This is a genomic window from Secundilactobacillus folii (genome assembly GCF_009720675.1).
GTDB classification, from domain to species: Bacteria; Bacillota; Bacilli; order Lactobacillales; family Lactobacillaceae; genus Secundilactobacillus; species Secundilactobacillus folii.
Genome location: NZ_WNJO01000001.1, coordinates 338,351 through 363,610 on the forward strand (window position 1 = coordinate 338,351; position 25,260 = coordinate 363,610).

The window sequence follows — 25,260 nt, forward strand, 5'->3', positions numbered from 1 at the left end:
GGATTCACTATCTGAGCTTTAAATCACGAAACATTCAGATCAATAACGTTTTTTACTGACCAATAATCTTACTGATAAAGTCCTTAGCACGCTCGTTTTGAGGGTGGTTAAACATGTCATCTGGCTTATTCTTTTCCAGAATATAGCCGTCCGCCATAAACCAGACTTCGTCAGCAACTTCCCTGGCAAAGCCCATTTCGTGGGTCACAACCACCATCGTCATACCAGACTCAGCAAGTCCCTTCATAACAGCTAGAACTTCACCAACCATTTCGGGGTCAAGCGCACTGGTCGGTTCGTCAAATAATAGGACCTCTGGATCCATCGCTAACGCCCGTGCGATGGCAACACGTTGCTGTTGACCACCGGAAAGACTCGCCGGATAAACATCCGCTTTTTCTTCCAGGCCAACCCGCTTAAGTAGCGACATTGCTTTGTCGGCCGCCTCTTGGTCCGACATTTTTTTGACCCGCATCGGGGCTAATTTTAAGTTTTCAAGGACCGTTAAATTAGGGAATAGATTGAAGCTTTGAAAGACCATCCCCATCCGTTCACGCAGGGTCGTCAGCTCACTTTCGGTAAAGGTTTCAGTATCTTTACCTTCAAAGTAAACTTTACCCCCGGTTGGGTGTTCCAATAAGTTTAAACAGCGTAAAAAGGTACTTTTTCCTGATCCTGAAGGGCCGATCACACAAATCACTTGTCCCGCCATAACGGTCCCGTCAATTTCCTTCAAGACTTCGTTATCGCCGAACTTCTTTTCAAGTTTATCAACTTTAATTAATGGCTTATCTGGCATGTTTCATTCTCCCTTCGTAGTAGTTGAGTACTCTGGTCAAGATAAAGGTGATGATGAAGTAAATGATCATCGCAACGAAGACCGGCATAACGCCCCGATAAGTATCCGCCCGAACGATGTTCAGTTGGTAAATCAAATCGGTGACACCAATGATCGACACGATTGAACTTTCCTTGATCAGAGAAACAAATTCGTTACCTAATGCTGGCCAAATGTTCTTCAAAGCCTGAGGCAAAATAACGTAGCGCATACTGTCGCCCTTCGTCAGCCCAAGACTTGCTGAAGCTTCCGTTTGACCTTTGTCAACTGAATTAATACCACCACGAATAATTTCCGCAACGTAAGCACCACTATTCAGTGAAACAGCGATAATCCCTGAAAGTAACGCCGGTAGGTTAATGATGATTCCAACCCCAAAGTAAACGAACAGCACTTGAACCATCAAAGGCGTCCCACGAACGAATTCAATGTAGGCTACCGCAATGGCATGTAAGATCTTACTCTTACTAAATCTCATTAAGGCTAAGATCGTCCCCAGCAAAACACCAAAGATAACGGAAATTGCTGAAATGATCAGCGTATATTCAACACCCTTTAAGAAGTAGCTTCGATAGTGCCACATTGACGTATTGTGGGTGTTGACCTTCATGTATTTACCAGCGTCAGCAAGGTACTGATTAGCGAGGTGCTGCTGTTTGATCTGGTCAATACTCTTATTGATGGCGGCTACTAAAGTTCCAGAGCCCTTCTTCAGCGCCATAGCAGAACCAGTTTCATTCTTATTCAAATGGTAACTGGACTTAAACATCGCCAAGTCTGGATCATTTTTAATGTATGCTTCGGCAGATGGTGTTTCAATCCCCAGGGCATCGACCTTATGCGTCTTTAAAGCTAACACCAAGTCGGTATTCTTATCCATTCCTTTAACGGTAGCGCCAGGAATCTTAGACTTGGCTAAATTATATTGCAACGTCCCAGTTTGAGCACCAATTTTTTTATGAGCTAGGGCTGACTGATTCTTATACTTAGCGACATCAGTCTTATTAATTAAGAAACTTTGACCACCATTATAGTAGATCTCGGAGAAATCAACACTTTGACGTCTGGAAGGCGTTGGGTTGATCCCACTCATCGCCACGTCGGCCTTCCCAGTTTCGACGGCGACCAGGACGGAATCAAACGACATACTTTTGATGACCAGCTTGACTCCTAAGTCCTTAGCCACCTTCTTCATAATGTCGACATCCATGCCGACAATTTGAGACTTACCATTCTTTTGAACCTCAAATTCATAGGGTGGGTAGTCTGGCGAAGTCGCCATGACGATGGTCCCCTTTTGCTTAATTCTTTGCAGCGATTGATCCGCGGCATAAGCGGTTTGATGCGTTGGCTGAATACTAAATAAGACAAATAACGATAAACAAAAAGTTAAAATTGCTAGGATAACTTTTTTCCCCTGAACTTTCATCCGCCGTAACTTCCTCTCTAAATTTTAATATTTCAATCGTACACCTTTTTTATTCTTTATGCAATAAAAATCAAGAAAAACTCTTTTTTATACACAATTATTTTATTTAGCGGCCAAATATTCATTATAATATGCAATATTTAATTACGAATCTAATTCAAACTTCTCATCTGGTTAACGAATTTGACGCGCCATTTCTTTTAAAAGACATTCGTGCCAAACGGCTTGCTAGTCGGAATTATCCATGATACACTAACTTCAATGAAGGAGCTGAGTTACGATGGGATTAAAAGTCAAACGTCAAGATGATCTCAACGCCATGTTTGGTAAGTTTGCCGAAATGGATCTGAAAGATGAAAAACGCGATAAGTTTTTAAAACATGACGAAAAAAAAGATGCTTCTAAAAAAGCCAAGGCTTTAATCAAGGAGCACCGAAGTTATCACAAGTAAATCAACCGTGTTTAAATCAGCACGACCAATGGTTTTGGTAAAGGGCTTTCATTAGCTCTTATCAAAGCCCTTTTTTAGTTTTAAAAAGGATGTTTTCGCTGAGACACACTTCCTGTAATGTCCATGCCATCATCACCATTTAGTACTAACTGAAAAACAACGCGCTACCAAAATAATTTCCAGAATTTGGAAACTATTTCGATAGCGCGTTGTTTTTAGTCGTCAGTTACATCTATTCTGCTTTCAAACCAGCCTAATCAGATTTGTCACCCGATTCACTTAAGTCCCGCTTGGCCTGTTCAATTTGCTTGCGCACTTGATCAAAGCCTGTGCCACCTTCTGAATGGCGACGTTCAACTGCCACTTCTGACTTCAAATCATGATAAACATCGGCTTCAATCTTAGGGGACGCAGCCTGTAGCTCAGCAAGTGACATATCCTGCAAATTCTGATGGGTCTGAATCCCTTTGAGAACCAACTGGCCAACGATCCCATGTGCTTCTCGGAAGGGGACACCCTTAGTTGCGAGATAGTCTGCCAGCTCCGTGGCATTTGAAAAATCGTTCTCCGTCGCTTGTTTCATATTGTCAGCCTTGACCGTGATAGTTGACAGCATGCCGTTGAAAACCTTAAGGGCTGGCAATAGAGTTTTAACGGTGTCAAAGACCCCTTCTTTATCTTCTTGAAGGTCCTTATTATAGGCTAAAGGTAACGATTTCATTGTCGCCAGCAAGCCCATTAGATGCCCGTATACCCGGCCGGATTTACCCCGAATTAATTCGGCCATATCCGGGTTCTTCTTTTGCGGCATGATTGAACTACCAGTTGTGTAGGCATCGGAAAGTTCCAGGTACTGAAATTCATGACTGACCCACATACTGAGCTCTTCACAAAAACGTGATAAGTGCATCATTAGAATTGAACTGTTACTGAGAAATTCCAGGGCAAAGTCCCGGTCTGAAACAGCGTCCAACGAGTTCGCGTAAACTTTGGAAAAGCCTAGGGTCTTGGCCGTCATTTGCCGATCAATTGGAAAAGTTGTTCCAGCTAACGCTGCAGCACCCAAGGGTGAGATATCAGTATGCACTTCATTAAACGCAAACCGTTCCTTGTCGCGCTTAAACATCTGGTAATAGGCCATCAGATAATGACCGTATGAAATGGGCTGAGCGTGCTGTAAATGAGTGTATCCGGGCATGATGGTCTCAACGTTTTTCTCAGCGAGGTCAATCAACGTTTTTTGAACCGTGGTAATCTCATCAATCACTTTAGGCAAACGTTTTTTCAAATACAAGTGGAAATCCGTTGCAACTTGATCGTTTCGCGAGCGTGCAGTATGCAGCTTGCCCGCTACTGGGCCAATGCGATCCGTCAAAATACTTTCGATATTCATATGAATGTCTTCGTTTTCAACATCAAATTTAATTTGACCCTTCTCAAGGTCTTGTTGAATACCCTCCAGGCCCGCAATAATCTGATCACAGTCATCAACTGGAACGATACCGGTTTTCTGAAGCATTTTGACGTGGGCTAAAGACCCTTCAATATCTTCTTCAGCCATGAGCTGATCAAAGGAAATGGACGCCCCAAAAGCATCGACCCATGCGGCCGCCTGTTCTTGGAACCGGCCACCCCAGAGTTTTTTGGTTGCCATTACTTTGCCGCCTCCGTGTGTTTGTCAGCCTGTTTCTTAACCGCTACTTTCACCTTGCTCTTAGTGTTTTGAGTCACTGCATTCACAAACGCTGACTGCTGATTCTTCATTTTAACTTGTGAGTAAACCGTAGTTGGCAGACCCCAAAGCTTGATGAAGCCCTTGGCTGCTTCCTGATCAAAGGAATCTGAAGCCGTGTAAGTTGCTAGGTCCTTATCATAAAGTGAACTATCAGACTTCCGACCAAGTGTGATCACGTTACCCTTGAACAGCTCTAATTTGATCACCCCAGTCACAACTTCTTGACTGGTCTTCAAAAAGGCTAGCAACGCATCCATTAAAGGTGAGAACCAAAGGGCGTTATAAATCATCTCACTCAGTTGTTTTTCAACCACTGGCTTAAAGTGCGCAAGATCGCGTTCAAAGGTCAGATCCTCCAGTTGTTTATGAGCCTTCATCAAAACCGTTGCTGCAGGGGCTTCATACACTTCACGTGACTTGATGCCCACCAGCCGATTTTCAATGTGATCGATCCGGCCAATACCGTTTTCGCCAGCAATCTTATTCAGCTTTTGAATCAGGTCAGCTAACTGCATTGATTCACCGTTTAATTTCGTTGGCACACCCTTTTCAAAGGTGATCTCAACGTCTGTTGGTGTGTCCGGCGTAGCTTCAATTGGATTGGTTAAAGCGTAAGCATCTTCTGGTGCGCTGACCCATGGATCTTCCAGAACTCCGGCTTCGTTCGCCCGGCCCCAAATGTTAGCGTCAATGGAATATGGTGAGTCCAGATCAATCGGAATCGGGATGTTATGCTTTTTAGCATAATCAATTTCTTCTTCCCGTGACCAGTGCCAGTCACGAACGGGACTGAGCACTTCCAAAGCGGGGTTCAAGGCGTGAATCGCAACTTCAAAACGAACTTGATCGTTTCCTTTGCCAGTGCAGCCGTGAGCGACAGCCTGTGCGTTTTCTTCTTGTGCCACTTCCACCAGTTTCTTACTGATCAACGGCCGTGACAATGCTGAGATCAACGGGTATTCACCCTCATAGTATGTGTGGCCTTGTAGGGCGACTAAGGCGTAATCTTCGGCAAATTCTTCCAGAGCATCGATAACGTAGACCTTTACAGCACCAACGTCTAACGCTTTTTGCTTGATAAAATCGATGTCCTTGCCCTCACCAACGTTGATACAGCAAGCAATCACATCATAACCCTTATCTTTTAGCCAAGGAATTGCTACTGATGTATCCAAACCACCTGAATATGCTAGTACTACTTTTTTATTTTCTGTCATGTGATGTCCCTCTCATTTCTTCATTTTGACTTAATGATACGAGATTAACACCAATATTCATATAATGCAAGTTATTTTTGCTTTTTATACGTATTTTTCCTTTGTATTCATAATTATATACATTATTTTATAAAATACAGTAAGGCGATTAAGTTTGATTTGTTAAAAACGAATTAAATAACGGGTAAACCGCTTATTTGTAATGCCAACCAGTTGCAGAAACGGCTTACTCAAAATTTAAGAATCAGTATCACCTTGCAACTCGAAAATACACCAGTGAATCTATGAAGGACCCACTGGTGTATTTTCCAATTTATGCTTTAAACGACATTAAAGATTGCTATTTTTTACCTGAATCTTTGACAATTATAATTTTTCCCATGCCGATGATGCAATCGATGGGAAAAGATTGACGATTCGCCCAATTTGACTCGCATCAAGTCCAAATTCAATCGCTGGAAGCAAGGTATCAATGGCGTTATCAGCTTCTTCACTCATTTCAGTTGCACCGACAAGTTGGTGTTGGCTATTAAAGACCAGCTTACTATCCCCTAAAGTTTGCTTATCGATTTGACGGTACCAATCATCTGCAATGTGATTGACAACCACAGAATCACCAGTGGTTTGAGCGCTTTCAACAGACTCGCCAACTTTTGCGATTCGCGGCGAGGTGAAAACGGTGGATGGAATCGCTGGATAATCAATTGGACCGTTAGTTTGACCAGAAAACAGCTGCATCAAGTAAACCGATTCAAAAATTGCCGTTGGCGTCAACTTCGGCTGCTTTTTATCAATGACGTCTCCTGAGGCGTAAATATTGGCCACACTGGTTTGAAGATGGTCGTTGACTTCAATGCCGTGCGCACTGTATTTAACACCAACTTTTTCTAAGCCGATATTTTCAACGTTTGGAATCCGACCAGTCGCATCGAGAATCCAATCTGTCGTCAATGATTGGCCATCCCCAAATGAAACGGTCAAAGCATTCCCATTCTTGGCAAAGGCTGAAACCTGCGCCTTTTTAACAAAGCTGACCCCGCGCTTAGTCAAATCATCAATCACCGCGTTAACAAACGGTTGATGGAATTGCCGTAAAGCTTGATCACCATGCATCAACACCGTTACATCAGCCCCAGCAGCGTTAGCAATTGTTGCAAATTCCATCGCAATGTAACCAGCACCAACAATCGTTAAGCGTTTTGGTAATGCCTTCAGATTCATGAAATCTTCGCTATCGTGAGTTAATTCCGTTCCAGGAACAGAAAGCTTGTGCGGTCGTAATCCTGTCGCAATCACAATTTTGTCAGCCGTCACTGACTGGCCCCCGACGTTGATCGTGTGAGCATCAGTTAGGGTTCCCTGACCATGAATGATTGTGACCCCAGAACCCTGCAATAAACCAGCAATCATATCTGGTAATGGATCGATCACAGCTTGTTTTTGAGCGACCATTTGAGACCAGTCCAGTGACCAATTTCCTTTAACAATGCCGTTCAGCCGTTCCTTTGAACGCACCAACTTAACTGGCGTGTCTAATGTGATCTTAGCATTACAGCCACGGTTAGGACACGTGCCACCAATTAAGCCACTTTCAATAACCGCAACCTTTTTGCCACTTTGAGAAAGTGGAATCGCCCCGTCAAAAGTACCGTGCCCACAGCCGAGATATAAAACGTCATAATCATATTCAGTCATGAAAATTCCTCCATTTCAAATTTTAAAGCGCTTACACAAGTTTAGACTACCGAATTCTTTAATTGGACGCAATCGATTGGCTCATAAAGCTATGAAGCGCACGTCTTCAGACTCAATGCTCACAAATAACTCGGCTGCTAGTTTGATCAAAATAAGGTGTTTCAAGATCAACTTCACGTAGAAATTAATTTTGAAACACCTTATTTTAAAATTCAAAATTGATTAGACTTAAATGATTCATAATTACTAAACGATCAATGTCGTTTTACTGCACATCGTTTGAACTTGGGTAACGCTTATTTAAACGTTCAATATTACTTTTGGCAACGTCATCGAACGAAATATCAGCCCACTGTGCAACTTGTGACAAATACCAGAGAACGTCACCCATTTCCTTAGTCAATTCATCCTTATCCAAGTTTTGACCATGAAAAGTATAGTTTTTGACAAGGTCCACGACCTGTCCCGTTTCACTCGAAAGCCCAAGCGCACAGTTAGTCAAAACCTGTTCGCTACCAAATAACGTCCGGTTTGCTGCTTTTTGATAATCATTAAATTCCATTATTGTTTGCCTCCAAATGCATGTTGTTCAATCCACTGCCAAACTTCATCTTTTCCAGCCTTAGTTTGAGCAGAAAATGCAAGTAGATCACCGTCATGACCCATCGACAGTGTTTTTCTGACTAGGCTTAATTGTTTGTTCCACTTAGCTCCGGCTATCTTATCCATCTTGGTTGCAACAACTAGCGTTGGAATCTCGTAATAGCTTAACCAAGTATACATCTGCTGGTCGTCAGCAGTCGGTGCATGTCGCCCATCAACGAGTGAGATCACCCCACGTAACGTATCACGAGAAGTCAAATAAGTTTCAATCATTTGACCCCACTTAGCCCGTTCACTCTTAGCCGCTTTTGCGTACCCATATCCCGGAACATCCACAAAGTAAAGTGCGTCTTCAACGTGGTAAAAGTTAAGCGTTTGCGTCTTGCCTGGTTGGCTTGATGTGCGCGCATAGCTATTTCGATTGATTAACACGTTGGTTAACGATGACTTACCAACGTTCGAACGTCCGACCAAAGCGATTTCCGGCTGGCCGGTTGTTGGATATTGCTTAGGGTCAACAGCACTCATCACCAGTTCAACATTGTGTACTTCCATAATGGCCTCCCCATCTAACAATTTTATTCAATAAAAGCCGTATGCCTCATAACGCAAGACATACGGCTATTAATGCATGAGCATTAGTTGCGAACCAGAGTGAACTTAGGAAGCCTTCTGGTCCTTTAAAATTAACTCGGGTTCCTGGTGGTCCTTGACAGTATCACCTGTGACAATTACTTTTTCAACGTCATCTCGACTTGGTAATTCAAACATGATATCACGCATCACATCTTCAATAATCGACCGTAAACCACGAGCACCAGTATTTCGTTTCAAAGCTAGCTTAGCCATTTCACGCAAAGCCTGATCCTCAAAGTCTAGCTCAACGCCATCCAGTGAGATTAAACGTTGATATTGCTTTACCAAAGCGTTCTTTGGTTCTGTTAGGATCCGAACTAAATCATCTTCCGACAATTTCTCAAGTGCCGTTAAAATTGGCAACCGACCAATAAATTCTGGAATTAAACCAAATTCCAGCATATCTTCTGGTACAACACGCTGCATTAAGCTCTTGGAATCATCAACGGGTTGATGAGTAGAGTCCGTACCAAAACCAATCGTCTTATCACCAAGACGGTTTTTAACGATCGTTTCAATACCATCAAAAGCACCACCAACAATGAACAAGATGTTGGTCGTATCAATCTGAATGAACTCCTGTTGTGGGTGCTTCCGACCGCCCTGCGGCGGAACGTTAGCAATCGTGCCCTCAAGAATTTTCAAAAGTGCTTGTTGAACCCCTTCACCGGATACATCACGAGTGATTGAAACGTTCTCAGCCTTCTTAGCAATTTTGTCGATTTCGTCGATATAAATAATGCCTTTTTCAGCACGTTCAACGTCGTAATCGGCATTTTGCAACAGCTTTAACAAAATGTTTTCAACGTCTTCACCCACGTAACCAGCTTCGGTTAAAGTCGTCGCATCAGCAATTGCAAATGGGACGTTCAAAATCTTAGCCAAAGTCTGGGCTAGGTAAGTCTTACCTGACCCAGTGGGGCCAATCATTGTAATGTTACTCTTTTGAAGTTCCGGACCATCTGACTTGCTCGTAGCCATTTCGTTGACACGCTTATAGTGATTATAAACGGCCACAGACAATGTCTTCTTAGCCTCAGTTTGCCCGATAACGTATTGATTCAATTCATCAACGATTTGTTGAGGTGTCGGAACGTCAAAGACCGTCTGTGCGCTCTCTTCACTAAATTCTTCATCGATAATTTCCTTACATAAATCGATACACTCATTGCAGATATAAACACCAGGACCAGCAACGATCTTCTTGACTTGATCCTGTGACTTACCACAAAAAGAACAATTTACGGGGCCAGTTGTATCAGTATTTTCAAACAATTAAGAGTCACCCCTTCTAAATTTTAACGGTTAATAGTTTTCTGTAACGCAATAGCTACTATACCATAGAACCCCTGTTCTAGGAAAGGAAAAGCTCACGTGCTTTTCCTTTAGAAGCGCTGTGGCTATCAAACGTTTGTTGGCTCAAAAACCAATCTGTCCTAGTAGCAGTTAGGCACAAAGCCCACACCCGTATTCTAGCACAAACAAAAGCCCTGGCAAGAATCAGAAAACCTCATCTCCAGGGCATTTGTGAAAATCACGTCATGAGTGAAAATTACTTTTCACTCTTTTCGCTCTTTTCTTTTTCTTCTTCTTTTTTAGACTTATCCTGCTTTGCAGAATCCGTAATGATGTCAACGGCATCCTTCACAGCAATATCATGTTTCAGCATATCATCAGAAAGTGCTGAACGAACGGCACTTTCTTCCATCCCGTACTGACCGGCTAAATCCTTAACTTCAGCATTCAGCTGATCCTCAGTTGGTTCGATATTTTCTGCATCGACAATTGCTTCAAGAACCAAGTTGGTCTTAACACGACGTTCTGCATCAGCAGCAAATTGCTTGTGCAGGTCGTCTTCAGAAGTACCCGTCAACTTGAAGTAGGTCTTAGGATCAATGCCTTGTTGTTGCATATTAGCCAAGTACTGATCCATCTGGCGTTGGATATCTTCTTCCTTCATGGCATCAGGAATCTCTTGAACCTCGGCGTTATCAACAGCTTCACGGATAGCTTCATCTTCGATAGCATCGTGGGCAGCAGTGGTCTTTTGCTCTTTAAGTTCATCCTTGATTTTGGCTTTGAGTTCGTCAAGACTGTCGACTTCTTCGTCAACGTCCTTAGCGAATTCATCATCAAGCTCAGGTAATTCCTTTTGCTTAACTTCATGAATGGTGGTCTTGAAGGTTGCTTCTTTACCTTGCAGATTTTCAGCTTGGTAATCATCTGGGAAAGTAACCTTAACTTCAACGTCTTCACCAGCTTTATGACCAACTAGTTGGTCCTCAAAGCCTGGAATAAACGAGTTAGACCCTAATTCCAAAGAGTAATTGTCAGCCTTGCCACCGTCAAATTGCTTGCCATCAACGTAACCGTCAAAATCGATGACGACCGTGTCGCCCTTAGCTGCTGGTTGGTCTTCTTTAAGTACCAATTCAGCTTGTTCTTGACGACGACGTTCTAGTTCAGCATCAATATCTTTTTGATAGACACGCGTGTTTTGCTTAGTGACACTCAGTCCTTTGTATTCACCAAGCTTAACATCAGGCTTAACGGTCACAACCGCCTTCAATACCCAAGGCTGATTCTTTTCCATTGATTCAACGTTAATTTCTGGTTGATCGACTGGTTCGATATCTGCTTCTTTAATTGCTTGTTCATATGCATCCGGCAAAACAATGTTTAAAGCATCTTGATAGAGCGCTTCTTCGCCGTACATCTGGTTAAAGATTTGACGAGGAACCTTTCCCTTACGGAAACCAGGAACGCTTAAAGTCTTCTTGGTCTTTGCGAAGGCTTGGTCTAAGCCCTTTTTAATTTGGTCGGCATCAATTTCAAAGGTTAGTTCGCCTTTGTTGGTGTCACTCTTTTCCCATTTTGCAGCCATTATATTCCCTCCGAAATTAAATATCTCTTCGAATACGATCATATTCAAATTGCGTACAGACTTTAGTTTAACGTAAGGTGACCCAAAAGTAAACATTATCCTGGACACCAAACTAAGTATGCGCTTGATTCAAACGGATCTTCGAAGTGTTTTTAAATGCAGTGATAAAAGTGTTGAGCATCATGTTCGTACACTCAAATAAAAAAGCCCGAAAAGGCAAGCTTCCCGGACTTTTTTAATGTTCATTTAGGTAGGTATTAGTCCATGATATCTGAAACAACACCGGCACCAACAGTATGGCCACCTTCACGAACAGTAAACTTAGTACCCTTTTCAATGGCAGCTGGAGCGATCAAGTCAACTTCGAAAGTGACATTATCGCCAGGCATAACCATTTCTACGCCATCAGGCAATTCGATAACACCAGTGATATCAGTGGTGTGGAAGTAGAATTGAGGACGGTAGTTTGAGAAGAATGGCGTATGACGGCCACCTTCTTCTTTAGAAAGGATATAAACTTCACCCTTAAACTTAGTATGAGTTTGGATCGAACCTGGCTTTGCAAGAACTTGGCCACGAACAACTTGATCACGGTTAATACCACGAAGCAAGATACCAACGTTATCGCCGGCTTCACCAAATTCCAAAGTCTTACGGAACATTTCCAAACCAGTTACAGTACTCTTAAGAACTTCATCCTTCAGACCAACGATTTCAACCTCATCGCCGACCTTGATAGTACCACGGTCAATACGACCAGAAGCAACTGTACCACGACCAGTGATCGTGAAGACGTCTTCAACAGGCATCAAGAAAGGCTTGTCGTTATCACGTACTGGAGTTGGGATGTATTCATCGATAACGTCCATTAAGTGTAAGATAACTTTTTGTTGTTCTTCATCGCCTTCAAGGGCTTTCAAAGCGGAACCGCGAATAACTGGAATATCATCACCAGGGTAATCGTATTCAGAAAGTAATTCACGAACTTCCATTTCAACCAAGTCGATCAATTCGTCGTCATCAACTAAGTCGATCTTGTTTAAGAATACCACAATGTATTCAACACCAACTTGGCGAGCCAACAAAATGTGTTCACGGGTTTGTGGCATAGGACCATCGGTTGCAGCAACAACCAAGATCGCACCATCCATTTGCGCAGCACCAGTGATCATGTTCTTGATGTAGTCCGCGTGACCTGGGGCGTCGATATGTGCATAGTGACGCTTTTCGGTTTCGTATTCAACGTGGGCGGTGTTGATCGTGATACCACGTTCACGTTCTTCAGGTGCCTTATCGATATCAGCATAATCTTCAGCCTTAGCTAAACCTTTGTCAGCTAAAACTTTGGTAATTGCTGCAGTCAAGGTAGTCTTCCCATGGTCGATATGGCCGATAGTACCAATGTTTACATGGGGCTTAGTTCTCTCATATGTTTCCTTTGCCATTAATGAAACCTCCTGTATTTTTCACAAAGATAATGCCAACAATCTGTTTGTTGACAACCCTTTGATGTAAATTATACTACTTCTCCTCGAAAAGGTAAATCGAGAATCCCTCAAGAAGAATCCTTAAACATTATATAGATTAGGTTATCGTTTGTAAACAATAAAATCTAAATTCAGTGAAACTTTTTAGGCTCCCGTCATCTCTGACATGATGTGGGACAATTTTCGCTGCCACCATTCGATTGAATACGGTTCGGGTAGCTGTGCCGATTGAACAAGGTCGCCCTGAACCAATCGGCTGACCCAGGTCTCCGGATCCGTAATCGCCTTATCGATGAAGGGATATAAAAGTGTCACCTGTAAGCCCAGTTCATCACGAAACAATTGCTGGGAGACAGGATCATGGTCGCTGACCATCTTTTGCAGTATGCCTTCCAGTATATCAACTTTTGAAAAATTCGCCAGTGATTTCAACTGTGCACCATCAATTTCGTAATTGTGATCATCCAGCCAGCGGAAATCAAACTGACCAGCGATTTTTAGCTTTTGAACCATTTCCAGCAAACTGACCCGAATAATTGGTTTAACAAAGGGATCTACTAATAAAGCTTTGGTAGCAGTCCACCACTCTTGAAATGGCAGTTGTTTGCCCCTTTCAAAGACTCGTTGTTGCTGCCCAGCAGTCAAACTACTTAATTGGTAAAAGGCTTGGTAATCAGCTTTAAAATCCGGTTGCTGACGTGCCTTCATTTCTGATTTCTCGATCATTGCGTCTAATCGGTCCGCCTTTTTAGGCAGTGTGGCCATTAAAATATGAGCCATCATGATCTGATGAACAGCCAAAAGGACCTGAACCATTAACTCAAGGTGCATTTCATCCATTAGATAACTATTCAAATTTTCCATCATTGTCACATAGGCACTTTGATATTGCTGATCCTCAAACAAGCTTTTAACTAGTAAATGGTTAATTTTCGCGCTTGGTTGGCTCTGATAGACTTTCTCATATAATGCTGCTGCCTCATGCCAATGCTTCTTTTTAAAAGCGGCATTAGCCAACTTTAAATTCTGATCCACATCAACACTTCCTAACTGCTAAGAAAATCCCGCATGTCTGAACCAACATACGAGATCTTCATTTACTTATTCATTTTCTGATGGTTTATCAGCGGCCTGCTTGGCCTTTTGAGCAGCTTGCTTTTTCCGCTTACTCTTCGGCTTATGACGTCGCGGATCAACCTCCATGATAACTGGCAGGATAACCGGATGGCGCCGAGTCTGATCAAACAAATAGTGGTTCAATTTTTCCCGAACATCTTGTTTCAGATGTGTCCAGTCAAACTCCTTATTATCAAGGTTAGTTTGAACCGCTTTTTTAATCAATTCCGCGCTTTCATGCATGAGGTTTTTGTTAGCTTTAACGTACACAAACCCGCGGGAAGTAATTTTAGGTTCACCAATAATCTGCTTTTTCTTGTGATCAATGGTAATTACGGCGATGAAGATCCCATCTTCAGACAGAACTTTACGATCTCGTAGCACGATATTGCCGATATCACCAACCCCGATGCCATCAATCATGGTATTACCAACTTCAACGCTGCCGCTCAGTACCATATCTTTACCATCGTAAACTAACTGGTCACCCTTAGCAGTCAAAAAGATACGATCCGGCGTCATTCCGACTTCTTCAGCTGCCTTAGCGTGAGCTGACAGTAACCGATACTCGCCCTGAACCGGGACCAGATACTTCGGATGCAGTAAATTGATCATCAACTGAAGATCGTTCTTGCTGGCATGACCTGATGAATTCAACTCATCTGAAATTGCCTTGACCTCACCACCGGCTCGATAAATCATATCACGAGTCTTAGCCACGTTAGTTTCCATCGCATGAGAAGGCGTCGTTGTAATGAAGACCAGATCACCGGGTTCAATGTTAAGACCCTTTTCTTGCTTATTAGCCATCCGCTGGAGCGCTTTGATTGGCTCGCCCATCCGACCAGTTTGGACGATAATTGTCTGTTCAGGAGCTAACTTTTCCAGTTGTTCTTGAGAAACCAGTAAATCATCTGCGGGTAGGACCAGCTTGTGTAGACGCATAGCTGTATCAACGATTTTTTCGATGTCCCGACCGGTTAAAAATACCTTTCGACCAGTTTTAGCAGCAGCGTTAAAGACCTGTTGCAACCGTAAAATATTAGAACCTACACTGGCAACAACAATGCGTCCATCCTGGTAGTTAAAAGTTTCCAAAACATCATCAGCGATATCTCGTTCACTGGCAGTTTCGTTAGGATTCTCAGCGTTAGCGGAATCGCTGAGCAAAGCTAAAACACCATTTTTACCGATCTCAGCTAACCGTGCATAATCAGTCTGGTACCCAGGAGCGGCCGTTTGGTCAAACTTAAAATCACCGGTATAGACAACGCTACCAGCACTTGAAGTCAAGACGATCCCCATTGATTCCGGAATCGAGTGAGTAGTTTTAAAAAATGATACGGTCACGTCGCCAAAGTCAATTTCGGTATTGGCATCAACCACGTGAAAATCATCAAAGTTCTTAGCTTTTGAATCCGATTGACAGCTCAATTTTGCCAGTTCAATAGTCATCTTCGAACCGAATACTGGCACTTGAAATTCGTTTAAAAAGTACGGTAACGCCCCAATTGCATCCGCGTGCCCATGAGTCAAAAAGACACCCACGATACGATCCTTATTTTCACGCAAATAACTATAATCCGGAATCACAATATCAATTCCCAAAAGTTCATTTTCAGGATACTTTAACCCACAGTCTAAGATATAGATACTGTCGTTGATATCAACAACGTACATGTTTTTGCCATTTTCGCGGACACCGCCCAACGGCATGATTTTAACACTTGCTTTGTCCATAATTCACCTCAAAAATATGATTTGATTCTCTCGCCATCTCATCAGTCTGAAACTTAAGTGGACACGAGATCTTGCTTTTACCCTAAATTCCAAAAATTTAGGCACGACTACAAACTGTTTACAGTTTATCACACTTGATTAAACAATGTAACAACTCATGCATTTCCAAGGCAGTTTTACTTTCATGTCAAAAAAAGCTCTCCATAATTGGAGAGCTAGAAGAATCAATATTAACGACGAAGGCCTAATGATTGGATCAGATCACGATAGCGTTGAATGTCAGTCTTACGCAGATAAGCTAACAGATTACGACGGTGCCCAATCTTCTTCATCAAACCACGTTGTGAGTGGAAGTCCTTCTTGTGAACTTTCATATGATTGTTCAATTCGTTGATATCAGCTGTTAAAACAGCGATTTGAACTTCTGCTGAACCAGTGTCGCCTTCGTGACGAGCATACTGCTTCATAATTTCATTCTTCTTTTCTTGACTAATAGCCATGAGAAATTCCCACCTTTGATATTTTTTGAGTCCACCCATCACTGAGTAGCCGTGAGTGAGATCGCGGACAACTAAGTAAGGGCAATTTAAGAACCTTTGTCATTATATCTGTTCTTGATCAGAATAACAAGGTTTAACCCAAATCCGCTTATCAAGTATTTTTACTTTACAATTCACGGAGAACTGTTGCAATCGCTAATTTTATTCTGTATAATGACATACGTTGAATAATAACAGAGCCATCTGGCTTATTTAGTGTGGAGGTGAAATCATTGCCAATTATCAAATCTGCGATTGAACGTGCAAAGACTAACGTTAAGGCTAACGAACGTAATTCTGCACAACTTAGCAGTATGCGAACAGCCGTTAAGAAGTTTGAAAAAGCTGTGACGAATCACGACGACAACGCAGCCGAATTATATCGGGCTGCTTCTAGCGCCGTTGACCGTGCTGCTTCAAAGGGTTTAATCAAGACCAATAAAGCTTCCCGCGACAAGTCACGTATGGCTGCACGTTTAGCTAAAGTAAACGCCTAAATTAAATTGAGCATATAAAAAAAGACCGGTTCGTTTGGACCGGCCTTTTTTGTCGTTTTCAACGATTCAGCCGTTCAGGCCACTTCATCAAGATATTTCAACATAAACAGTTCAAAAAGCATCATTGGATCTTGAGTCGTTGATTTTAAGGCTTTTTCAATTTGGATCAGTCCCAGATAAGCCTGACGCAAATGTCCTAAATCAAGGTTTCGGACGCTTTGCATAGCTAGTTTGACCCGGTAAGGATGAACCTTGAGTGCAGATGCAATACTGCCCTGACTATAACCGTTTTTGGTCAAGATCTTGGTCTGAATCAATAGCCTGAACTGACTAACTAGCACAGCATTGATTCGCAAGGGTTCTTCCCTTGTTAAAATCAATTGGCGGTAGAGGTTCAAAGCGTCTTCGATCCGCTTACCCATGACGTCGTTCACTAAATCAAATACATTTTGATCTAGTGATTTTGACACCAGTTCGCTAACCACATTAGGTTGAATAGTTTTTGAATCAGCTGCGGCCAATTTTAATTTTGGCAACTCATTCATGATTAACGATAGATCAGTTCCAGTACGCTGAACCAATAGTTTCAGGGCCGCAGGATCGATTTGATAGCCGTCCTGTTTAAGATTCTGTTGAACCAAAGACCTAATTTGGGATTCACCGACTGATTCAAGACTGATCACTTCGGCCACTTTTTTAATTTTTTTAACCACTTTTTTGCGGCTGTCCAACTTCCCATTGGTAGCAAAGAAAACGACCACTGAGGTTGGCTCGGGATGCTCCAAGTACGTTAATAAACCATCAATATCATGATCAATTTTAATGCCGCGATGGCTTTCAGTTGTTAAAAAGTAGGCCCGTTCAACAAAGACTAATCGTCGTTCACCAAAAAAAGGTGCCGACATAGCGTCATTCAACGCTTGTGCCAATGGAGTAGTCTCCATGTCATAACTAGCATAATTCATGGTGCGTTCAGCATCCGGAATCAAATTAATAAAGGCTGTCTTTATTTGTTGCGTCAGGTAGGGCTGATCACCAGTCACAAGGTACACAGGTGAAACCTGTCCTTTTTTTAGTTGTGTCAATGTTGCTTCGTAGGTCAAGTCTGATCCTCCTTTAAAAAGGTCTGCCAACGACCGCTACCAATTTGGTTAACGAACTGGTAGCGAATCATACCATCATGTTGAGTGTTGAATACGGGTATGTGGTCAGCAGCAAGTGTAGCAAGCGTTTCTTGATTTGGGTGCCCATATCGATTATTACGGCCGGCGGAAATGACACCGATTTTAGGTTGCAGCATTTTAACAACCTCTGGATCTGAAGAGGTTTTGCTGCCATGATGGCCTAATTTTAACACGTCAGTCCGTAATTCGGGATAGTGGGCCAAAATTTCTTTTTCCCCTGCCCGGTCTAAGTCACCGGTAAACAGCCAACGTAATCCGCCCATGTCACCTGCTAGAACCATTGAATCCTCATTGGTTCCCATACCGGGTTTGAAGGGGTGGACAACTCGCAACGTTGTCCCACTGATTGTCTGACCGGCCTGCACAGGCAAAATCATGGTTTGCACCAAATAAGGGCGCACCCGTTTCATAAACTGCTGATTATTGGTCATTCCAATTGGCACATAAAGCCGTTTAACGTTAACACCTTGAAGAACATCACCAACGTCTCCTACGTGATCGGCGTCTTGATGTGACAAGCAAAGATTATCGATCCGCGAAATGCCCCGGCTTTTTAAGTAATTCAAACTGATTCGTTGAGCCCTGCTACGACCAGAAATCTTCTGGCCACCAAAATTAACTCGGCCACCAGTGTCGATCATGGTAACTTGCCTGTTAAATGGTGCTCGAACAAGAAAACTATCACCCTGACCGATGTCAAAAAAAGTCACCTCGCCAGTCCTCGGAAAATGAATCCAAAGAAAGCTTCCTAAGTAAAGAATTGCTAACAAAGCACTAGCGCGTCGAACATAGTGCCGAGATAAGATCACCAGTGTAAAAATCATCATACTGGCGACCACTAGGACGGCAGGCTTCCCAAAAACAATCATCCCTGGCAGTCCATCTACCCAGTTCAAACCGGCTGTAAAACTAAGTAGCAGCCACTCAGTAAAGTTGACAAGCCACGGCATTAAATGACCAAAGACGCCTGCCACTAAGACCAACGGAAAGATACAGACACTAAAAACCGGTAGAATCAAGAGGTTAACGAACATCGTTAGCACGTGCCATTGGTAAATATGGTAAAGGATCAGTGGCAAACTGACCAGATTTAACATAATCGTGGTTTTTAAAGGGCCCATTTGATGCGTGAACAACAGCCCCAAAGCTAAGCCATAGCTCAGCTGGCCGCCAAGGTGCATCAATAAAGCTGGCTGAACGAAGAGGCCAAACAGAAGGCTTAACCCCCAGAGAGTCAATCCCGTGAGACGCCAGTTAAATATTTCGGCGAGTAAGCCAAGTGCTACGACAATAACAGCTCGAAACAGGCCCATTTGAGAACCCGCTAAGATGTAATAGGTCGGCAACAATATCAGTAGGCAAACAGCAATTGGCAATCGAGAAACGCCAAACCGTTTGAGAAAAAACTCCACCAGCGACACGATCCAAACGATATGGAAACCGGAAATACTGAAGAGATGAATCAATCCCAAATCTGTGACAGCATTTAATGATTCATAAAAATCGGTTGCTCGCCAGCCCAAAAATAGCCCCTGAACGTATAACTGCAGCGTCTTGGGTAATTGAAAAGTCCGCCGGATCAGTTCAGCACGTAACGCGTGACAGGAATTAACCCACCAACTCACTGGTCCACTTGCATTGCTTATGGTGAGCGGCGTCAACCGGTCGATCTTAATCGTATTATAAATGCCCTGATGAATCTGATACTGACGAAAATCAAACTCGTTAGCGTTGGTTGCTGGTGGTGGCTGACTAATATCGCCATGAACTTGCACGATGGCGGTCTTAGTTAGCCGATACCGGTCTAACTCTGCTTGATCATCAGCGAAATACTGCCCCTGAATCGTCTGTCCATCAGCGGTTTTTCCGCTTAGTTGGAGTCGTCCCGCTTCGATTCTCAACTCATCGGGTTGAACCTTTAAAATAAGGGTTTTACCCGTCTGGTCAGGCATTGTATTACTAATTGCAGCCTGTTGCGTGTGCCAGAACCAAACGCCAAAAAAGATGATTGAAACGGCTGCCCAAGCCATTAACCGTCGTTGCTTCAAACAGCAGATCCGAATAAACCAGACTAAGGTTAAAATAAGCGACAGCCACGTCAAGCCAAAAAAGCAGCCACTTAAACAGCCGATTAAAATTGCGATCCAGATAACATTATGATTGATGTTCGTGCAGATAGGCATCAACTGAAGCCTGTTCAATGGCTTCAGGGTCAAGAGTCACCTGATTGAGTTCAACGTTTTTCAACTTGATCAAAGACATGGCATACGGATCATTATGATAATTATGCAAGTAGGAAATCTTTTTAATCCCTGCCTGCAACAACATTTTGGTACATTGCAGACAAGGAAAATCAGTCACATAGATCTCAGCTCCATCCGTCGCTTCACCAAACTTAGCACACTGTAAAATCGCGTTCATTTCAGCGTGAATCGTCCGCAAACAGTGTCCATCGACTAAGTAACAGCCCTCGTCGACACAGTGTACATCACCAGAAACGGACCCGTTATAACCACCGGCAATAATTCGTCGATCACGGACAATCGTGGCACCAACTGAAAGCCGATTACAAGTACTGCGACTCGCTAATAATACTGATTGCATCATAAAGTATTGATCCCAAGGAATTCGTTTGTTAGCCATATTTGGCCGCCTCCATCTAATAAGTATCTGGTTCAGTATACCAAATTTAAACTAAAGATGTGAACTCTAAACACTGACCTGTGGGCGAAGCCGTTCAAGCGTCTTATCACCAAAACCGTTGACGTTCTTAAGTTCATCTACCGATTGGAAACCACCGTGCTCTTGTCTATAAGCCATGATTTTTTCAGCTTTTTTTTCACCCACACCGTCTAATTGTTGCAGACCATTAAGGTCAGCTGTATTCAGATTCACTTGGGGTGCCTGACTCGAAGACTCTGCGCCACCAGCTGGACTAGTGGTTCCTGTGGCTGTGCTACCAGTATCGGTAGGGGCTTTCTCACCGTGTTTCGGGATATAAACCACCTGCGAATCAGTTAATTTTTGAGCTAAATTGACTTGTTTTTGATCTGCTTGACTAGTAAATCCACCTGCTAATTGCACAGCATCGATCACGCGCATTGAGGCATCTACTTTTTTCATCCCGGGCTGTTTAACGGCTCCTTTGACGTCCACATACATTGAAGTGTTCACCGCGGTCTGACTGGTTGCCATCGAAGACCCTGACGTTGAAACAGCCCCTGAGTCAGACATCATCATTGACTGTGACTCGATTGCGGGTGATGACGACTGTGACCCAGAACGAGTGCCGAGCATGAAAAGTCCGAGTGCAATTATGGTAGTCATACTTAGCCCAATGATCACCCAAGTTTGCCGGTTGGCGTTTTCTAGTAGTTCCCTTAACCTATCCACGTTCTCCCTCCTTTCTCTCTAAGGATAACTACGCCGAGAATCAAAAAACGTTTTGAGAAAATAAGAATCTTCTCAAAACGTTTTTTTGATGATCTATTGATGAGTCTTTAGGTAGTGAAGAGCTTGGTTAAATGACGTGACTGGCACGACTTTCATCTTCGGAGCGACTTTTTTAGCCGTTTTTTTAGCTAACTGATAGTTTGTCACGTGCCCTTCTTCCAGTTGCAAAACAGTCTTTGTAGGCTTGATATAAGGCGCGAAGAAAACAGTGGCTCCAGCCTTTTTGGCCGCCACAACTTTCTTATCGATCCCGCCAATTTCACCGACGGAACCGTCCGGATTGATGGTTCCCGTTCCGGCAATCTTTCGACCATGACGAATGTTTTGACCCGTTAGCTGGCTGTAGATCTGCAAACTAAACATCAACCCACCAGAGGGACCGCCAATTTGACCTGGGTCAACGTTAATTTTTGGGGTCGTCTTAATTTTAACGTTATCGGTCAAGCCAATACCAATTCCAGTGCGCCCATTTGATAATTTAATCAACGGTGCTTTGACCGTCTTCACACTCTTGCCACGCTGATACTGGACGTGAAGCGCCGAACCCACTTTTTTCCTCGCAATGTATTTTTGGAAACCGTAAGCATTCTGAAAGTGGTGACCATCAACTTTAGTGATCGTATCGCCAACTTTTAATTTATGCTTAAAGTGGGAATTGGCCTGAATCTCCATCACATAGATGCCTAAATACTTCTTGATCACGGGTTTATGAGCAGCTTTGACTGCAACCGCCTTCGCTTCGTTAATGGCACTTTGCATGTAAAAATCCTGCATCTTGATGTAGGTTGTGTTATTTTGACCGCCAGTAATACTTTGATTACTCTCAATTGAATTGTATGGTAAAACCTTTGCCATTAAGTATGTAATCGGACGCGCCTGAGCGAGTTTGACCGAAGTGATCATAAACTCACCCGAGCGTTTGTCAGGATGGTGTTTGATCGACACGAAAGATTTTAAATTATCCGCTGAGCCCGGAGATTCAATGTACTGTGACATTGGCCAGAAACAACCGACCAGAATCAGAACCATAACAATGATACTGAGCCCATATTGGAAAACTTTTTTACGCGTTTGTTTTTGCATATTATTCGACCCTTTATTTTTGATTTAAAGCTTGCGCAACCGCAGGCGGAACAAGCGCAGAAACGTCACCGTTAAAGTGCAGAACTTCCTTCAAGAGCGTAGAAGAAATAAAAGCGTACCGCGGATCAGTCACTAAAAAGACTGATTCAATCGATTCATCTAAGTAGTGATTCATGTTTGCGATGTTAGCTTCATAGTCGAGATCCTTACCATCACGAAGGCCTCTAATGATAACGGATCCACCGACTCTTTTAACAAAATCAACCGTTAACCCGCCTTCCGCTTGAACACTTACATTTGGCAAGTGACTAACGCTTTTTTTAATCAAATCGACCCGTTCATCGGTGGAAAACAGCGCTTTCTTACTTGTATTGATACCAACCGTTACGATCAGGTGATCGAATAACCGACTAGCCCGTTCAATAATATTTAGGTGTCCCATCGTTAACGGATCAAAACTACCTGGATAAACTGCAATCGTCATTGTCATTCGCCTCCATGATATTCATAAACCGTAATTTTAGTGATGCCATAAGACTTATGGACCGTTCGTTCGCAAGCACCGATCCGTTCGGGCATTTCAGCTTCTTGATTAGTTTCACACATGATGCGGCAATTAAGATTTAGCATACCAGCGACCATCAATTGGTTAATTTCTTGGACGATTTTTTGCTCTCGGTACGGAGGATCAAAATAAATCAAATCAAAGGTTTGGTTCTGAGCCTGAAGCTGTTTCAGCGCAACCTCAGCATCACGCTTGATCACCGTAAATTTAGCCGGCTGCTTGGTGACTTCAATATTTTGCTTGATCGTTTTGACGGCAGCGGCTTGCTTATCAATTAGAACGGCATGCTCTATCCCCCTTGAAACACCTTCAATGCTGAGACCGCCTGAACCTGCAAAAAGATCCAAGCTGCGCCCACCATCAAAGTACGGTCCCAAAATATTGAACACCGCTTCCTTGACCTTATCCGTTGTGGGTCGCGTCTTCATACCGGGCACTGCGCGCAAGCGTCGGCCACCATATTCACCGGCTACAACTCGCATCTACTCGTCATCCTCCTCAAAATTGACCTGTTCATCCTTGTTTTGCGAATCACCAGACAGACCCAACAGCTCCATGAGTGTATCGTGCGGAGATTCAATGATTCGTTTCACAAACCTGAGCTGTTTCAGCTTGCCAATGATTTCTTGACTTTCATCTTGATTGACGTATAAAACCGCGTAGCGCATCCTTTTAGAAACGTACTCCAAATGGCCAAAACGCTTTAATTGCCGGACTTGACGCAAACTGGCCACGTAAACAACAAGACTAGTTCGAGCTTGAATATCCACTATGATTCCCTCTTCCTGCGCTCCTGCGCACTAATATTTAAAACTGCCCCGAGTGAAAGCGCCAGTGAAAACATACTTGAACCACCGTAACTAATGAACGGGAAAGTTACCCCGGTAATTGGAAGCCAGCCGACGACACCACCGACGTTAATGATGGCTTGGACGCTAAAGTAAGTGGCAACACCGTAACAAACCAACGTATAAAATGGGTTATCCGACCGCATTCCGATTTTGATCATCCGCCACACCATTACACCAAGTAACAGTAGGATGATAATTATACCGACAAGCCCCAGTTCCTCACCAATGATCGACATAATAAAGTCGGTGTTAGGTTCCGGCAAAAAGCCCCGCTTTTGAATCGAATTACCAAGGCCAACACCAAATAACCCACCGTTACTCAACGCATAATAAGAGTTAACCAACTGCGACCCAGTTGTGCTGGCGTGGCCAAAGGGATCAACAAAGGCCACTAACCGCGCTAGTTTATAGGATTTCACAAGCCCTGACTCTGACAGTTTTAGTGCAATTGGAAAAACAATTCCCACTACAAATACCACGGCAGCTCCAAAGATTGCAAAACTGCGCTTATATTTAATTCCTGAACTAAGACACATGATAAACACGATGGCGGAGATAATAGTGGCGCTCCCCATATCAGGTTGAATAAAAACTAAGCCAATGAGGACAGCAGCCATCAGCAATGGCAGCCACATCAGTTGCCACCAATGGCCGTGAATTAAGTCGGAAGCTTGACCCGGCATGGTCAGTGCTTTGGCAACAAAAAGAATCAAAAAAATTTTGACAAATTCGGCCGGTTGCAGTGAGAACGGCCCAATATGTATCCAGCCAGCTGCACCATTGATCGTTTGGCCCTTCGCCAACAGGTAAAATAGGATTGCTAGCAAGATGATATAACCAATGCCCATGAGTTTACCACTGCGCAAAACATCCGTTTTCATTGCCGTAACAAAGATTAATATGACGATACCAATCAAAACGTAAAATAGTTGCTTAAACAAATAAGCGATCGGCGTGGACCCCATTTGAACCGCCACGTTAGAGCTTGAAGAGTAGACCATTACCACCCCAATGCTGCACAGCAGCAAATAAGGTACCACAAGCCAGTAATCAATTTTTCTTAATTTATTCATTAACGCTCCCCACACCACTTCAAAGTATTTCTTCATGTAAACTCTTTTGATTATAGCATATTGCCCTGTTTTCATGTTAGCTCAGGGATAAACCTTTACTTTTTCATTGTTAACAAAAAAGATTGAATATCCATAAAGGGACATTCAATCTTTTTAAAATACAGTTGAACTGCTCAATTAAGCA

The 25,260-nt window shown here is 43.1% G+C and carries 24 protein-coding genes; 2 read left to right on the forward strand and 22 right to left on the reverse strand.

The genetic code is table 11. The features are described 5' to 3' along the window. Positions 1-52: 52 nt before the first annotated feature. On the reverse strand, positions 53-799 hold the full coding sequence (locus GM612_RS01545) for an amino acid ABC transporter ATP-binding protein (protein ID WP_155430606.1): 747 nt from the start codon (positions 797-799) through the stop codon (positions 53-55). Next, positions 789-2,267 (reverse strand): ABC transporter substrate-binding protein/permease, encoded by a 1,479-nt coding sequence (locus GM612_RS01550; RefSeq protein ID WP_173021187.1) that lies wholly within the window; start codon positions 2,265-2,267, stop codon positions 789-791. The genes GM612_RS01545 and GM612_RS01550 overlap by 11 nt, the downstream gene beginning before the upstream one ends. Before the next feature lie 280 nt (positions 2,268-2,547). Here GM612_RS01550 and GM612_RS12210 point away from each other — a divergent pair, with 280 nt between their 5' ends. Then, the gene (locus GM612_RS12210; RefSeq protein WP_173021188.1) at positions 2,548-2,718 is read left to right on the forward strand and encodes an SPJ_0845 family protein; all 171 of its coding nucleotides are present in this window, start codon (positions 2,548-2,550) and stop codon (positions 2,716-2,718) included. A 253-nt stretch (positions 2,719-2,971) separates the two neighbouring features. Here GM612_RS12210 and argH read toward each other — a convergent pair whose 3' ends face one another. The 11 genes from argH to rpsO all read right to left on the reverse strand — a co-directional run bounded on the left by argH (position 2,972) and on the right by rpsO (position 16,331). Beyond that, positions 2,972-4,372, reverse strand: coding sequence for an argininosuccinate lyase (gene argH, locus GM612_RS01555; protein ID WP_155430607.1), 1,401 nt, complete (start codon positions 4,370-4,372; stop codon positions 2,972-2,974). Next, positions 4,372-5,670 (reverse strand): argininosuccinate synthase, encoded by a 1,299-nt coding sequence (locus GM612_RS01560; RefSeq protein ID WP_155430608.1) that lies wholly within the window; start codon positions 5,668-5,670, stop codon positions 4,372-4,374. Before GM612_RS01560 ends, argH begins: the two co-directional genes overlap by 1 nt. Positions 5,671-6,036: 366 nt before the next feature. After that, complete coding sequence (locus tag GM612_RS01565; protein WP_155430609.1) at positions 6,037-7,365, reverse strand: dihydrolipoyl dehydrogenase family protein; 1,329 nt, start codon at positions 7,363-7,365, stop codon at positions 6,037-6,039. A gap of 265 nt (positions 7,366-7,630) precedes the next feature. Beyond that, on the reverse strand, positions 7,631-7,927 hold the full coding sequence (locus GM612_RS01570; RefSeq protein ID WP_155430610.1) for a nucleoside triphosphate pyrophosphohydrolase family protein: 297 nt from the start codon (positions 7,925-7,927) through the stop codon (positions 7,631-7,633). Further along, positions 7,927-8,523, reverse strand: coding sequence for a ribosome biogenesis GTP-binding protein YihA/YsxC (gene yihA / locus GM612_RS01575; protein ID WP_155430611.1), 597 nt, complete (start codon positions 8,521-8,523; stop codon positions 7,927-7,929). Before yihA ends, GM612_RS01570 begins: the two co-directional genes overlap by 1 nt. A gap of 105 nt (positions 8,524-8,628) precedes the next feature. Continuing rightward, positions 8,629-9,879 (reverse strand): ATP-dependent Clp protease ATP-binding subunit ClpX, encoded by a 1,251-nt coding sequence (gene clpX / locus GM612_RS01580; protein ID WP_155430612.1) that lies wholly within the window; start codon positions 9,877-9,879, stop codon positions 8,629-8,631. A 277-nt stretch (positions 9,880-10,156) separates the two neighbouring features. After that, on the reverse strand, positions 10,157-11,488 hold the full coding sequence (gene tig, locus GM612_RS01585; RefSeq protein ID WP_155430613.1) for a trigger factor: 1,332 nt from the start codon (positions 11,486-11,488) through the stop codon (positions 10,157-10,159). Positions 11,489-11,745: 257 nt separating this feature from the next. Next, positions 11,746-12,933 (reverse strand): elongation factor Tu, encoded by a 1,188-nt coding sequence (gene tuf, locus GM612_RS01590; protein WP_155430614.1) that lies wholly within the window; start codon positions 12,931-12,933, stop codon positions 11,746-11,748. Between the two features lie 186 nt (positions 12,934-13,119). Continuing rightward, a complete protein-coding gene (locus GM612_RS01595; RefSeq protein ID WP_155430615.1) occupies positions 13,120-14,010 on the reverse strand; it encodes a hypothetical protein in 891 nt (296 codons plus the stop codon). A 66-nt stretch (positions 14,011-14,076) separates the two neighbouring features. Further along, positions 14,077-15,831, reverse strand: a complete 1,755-nt coding sequence (locus GM612_RS01600) for a ribonuclease J (RefSeq protein ID WP_155430616.1) — start codon at positions 15,829-15,831, stop codon at positions 14,077-14,079. Between the two features lie 230 nt (positions 15,832-16,061). Next, positions 16,062-16,331 carry a 30S ribosomal protein S15 gene (gene rpsO / locus GM612_RS01605; RefSeq protein WP_155430617.1) on the reverse strand — a complete coding sequence of 90 codons (270 nt, stop codon included), beginning with the start codon at positions 16,329-16,331 and terminating at the stop codon, positions 16,062-16,064. A 272-nt stretch (positions 16,332-16,603) separates the two neighbouring features. Between rpsO and rpsT the strand changes: the two genes are divergently transcribed. Further along, positions 16,604-16,867, forward strand: coding sequence for a 30S ribosomal protein S20 (gene rpsT, locus GM612_RS01610; protein ID WP_155430618.1), 264 nt, complete (start codon positions 16,604-16,606; stop codon positions 16,865-16,867). A gap of 74 nt (positions 16,868-16,941) precedes the next feature. On the opposite strand, the gene holA is transcribed toward rpsT, so the two are convergent. The 9 genes from holA to GM612_RS01655 form a co-directional block, all read right to left on the reverse strand. Beyond that, positions 16,942-17,970 (reverse strand): DNA polymerase III subunit delta, encoded by a 1,029-nt coding sequence (holA, locus tag GM612_RS01615; RefSeq protein ID WP_155430619.1) that lies wholly within the window; start codon positions 17,968-17,970, stop codon positions 16,942-16,944. Then, complete coding sequence (locus GM612_RS01620) at positions 17,967-20,234, reverse strand: DNA internalization-related competence protein ComEC/Rec2 (RefSeq protein WP_155430620.1); 2,268 nt, start codon at positions 20,232-20,234, stop codon at positions 17,967-17,969. The genes holA and GM612_RS01620 overlap by 4 nt, the downstream gene beginning before the upstream one ends. Beyond that, positions 20,206-20,694, reverse strand: a complete 489-nt coding sequence (locus GM612_RS01625) for a ComE operon protein 2 (protein WP_155430621.1) — start codon at positions 20,692-20,694, stop codon at positions 20,206-20,208. Before GM612_RS01625 ends, GM612_RS01620 begins: the two co-directional genes overlap by 29 nt. Positions 20,695-20,760: 66 nt before the next feature. Beyond that, positions 20,761-21,444 (reverse strand): ComEA family DNA-binding protein, encoded by a 684-nt coding sequence (locus tag GM612_RS12360; protein WP_343031743.1) that lies wholly within the window; start codon positions 21,442-21,444, stop codon positions 20,761-20,763. A gap of 93 nt (positions 21,445-21,537) precedes the next feature. Beyond that, a complete protein-coding gene (locus GM612_RS01635) occupies positions 21,538-22,587 on the reverse strand; it encodes a SepM family pheromone-processing serine protease (RefSeq protein ID WP_155430622.1) in 1,050 nt (349 codons plus the stop codon). 13 nt (positions 22,588-22,600) lie between these two features. Further along, on the reverse strand, positions 22,601-23,071 hold the full coding sequence (gene coaD, locus GM612_RS01640) for a pantetheine-phosphate adenylyltransferase (RefSeq protein ID WP_155430623.1): 471 nt from the start codon (positions 23,069-23,071) through the stop codon (positions 22,601-22,603). A gap of 2 nt (positions 23,072-23,073) precedes the next feature. Then, positions 23,074-23,634 carry a 16S rRNA (guanine(966)-N(2))-methyltransferase RsmD gene (gene rsmD, locus GM612_RS01645; protein ID WP_155430624.1) on the reverse strand — a complete coding sequence of 187 codons (561 nt, stop codon included), beginning with the start codon at positions 23,632-23,634 and terminating at the stop codon, positions 23,074-23,076. Next, positions 23,635-23,922 (reverse strand): DUF2129 domain-containing protein, encoded by a 288-nt coding sequence (locus tag GM612_RS01650; protein ID WP_155430625.1) that lies wholly within the window; start codon positions 23,920-23,922, stop codon positions 23,635-23,637. It abuts the gene before it with no gap. Further along, a complete protein-coding gene (locus GM612_RS01655; protein WP_155430626.1) occupies positions 23,922-25,076 on the reverse strand; it encodes an FtsW/RodA/SpoVE family cell cycle protein in 1,155 nt (384 codons plus the stop codon). Before GM612_RS01655 ends, GM612_RS01650 begins: the two co-directional genes overlap by 1 nt. Positions 25,077-25,260 lie beyond the last annotated feature (184 nt).

Coding starts and splice junctions, on each gene's coding strand:
- GM612_RS01565 (WP_155430609.1), bottom strand. CDS start 7,365: ATGACTGAATATGATTATGACGTTTTATATCTCGGCTGTGGGCACGGT.
- tig (WP_155430613.1), bottom strand. CDS start 11,488: ATGGCTGCAAAATGGGAAAAGAGTGACACCAACAAAGGCGAACTAACC.
- argH (WP_155430607.1), bottom strand. CDS start 4,372: ATGGCAACCAAAAAACTCTGGGGTGGCCGGTTCCAAGAACAGGCGGCC.
- GM612_RS01570 (WP_155430610.1), bottom strand. CDS start 7,927: ATGGAATTTAATGATTATCAAAAAGCAGCAAACCGGACGTTATTTGGT.
- yihA (WP_155430611.1), bottom strand. CDS start 8,523: ATGGAAGTACACAATGTTGAACTGGTGATGAGTGCTGTTGACCCTAAG.
- GM612_RS01560 (WP_155430608.1), bottom strand. CDS start 5,670: ATGACAGAAAATAAAAAAGTAGTACTAGCATATTCAGGTGGTTTGGAT.
- tuf (WP_155430614.1), bottom strand. CDS start 12,933: ATGGCAAAGGAAACATATGAGAGAACTAAGCCCCATGTAAACATTGGT.
- GM612_RS01655 (WP_155430626.1), bottom strand. CDS start 25,076: ATGAATAAATTAAGAAAAATTGATTACTGGCTTGTGGTACCTTATTTG.
- GM612_RS12210 (WP_173021188.1), top strand. CDS start 2,548: ATGGGATTAAAAGTCAAACGTCAAGATGATCTCAACGCCATGTTTGGT.
- GM612_RS01635 (WP_155430622.1), bottom strand. CDS start 22,587: ATGCAAAAACAAACGCGTAAAAAAGTTTTCCAATATGGGCTCAGTATC.
- GM612_RS01545 (WP_155430606.1), bottom strand. CDS start 799: ATGCCAGATAAGCCATTAATTAAAGTTGATAAACTTGAAAAGAAGTTC.
- GM612_RS01620 (WP_155430620.1), bottom strand. CDS start 20,234: ATGCCTATCTGCACGAACATCAATCATAATGTTATCTGGATCGCAATT.
- rpsO (WP_155430617.1), bottom strand. CDS start 16,331: ATGGCTATTAGTCAAGAAAAGAAGAATGAAATTATGAAGCAGTATGCT.
- GM612_RS01600 (WP_155430616.1), bottom strand. CDS start 15,831: ATGGACAAAGCAAGTGTTAAAATCATGCCGTTGGGCGGTGTCCGCGAA.
- GM612_RS01550 (WP_173021187.1), bottom strand. CDS start 2,267: ATGAAAGTTCAGGGGAAAAAAGTTATCCTAGCAATTTTAACTTTTTGT.
- rsmD (WP_155430624.1), bottom strand. CDS start 23,634: ATGCGAGTTGTAGCCGGTGAATATGGTGGCCGACGCTTGCGCGCAGTG.
- GM612_RS01625 (WP_155430621.1), bottom strand. CDS start 20,694: ATGGCTAACAAACGAATTCCTTGGGATCAATACTTTATGATGCAATCA.
- coaD (WP_155430623.1), bottom strand. CDS start 23,071: ATGACGATTGCAGTTTATCCAGGTAGTTTTGATCCGTTAACGATGGGA.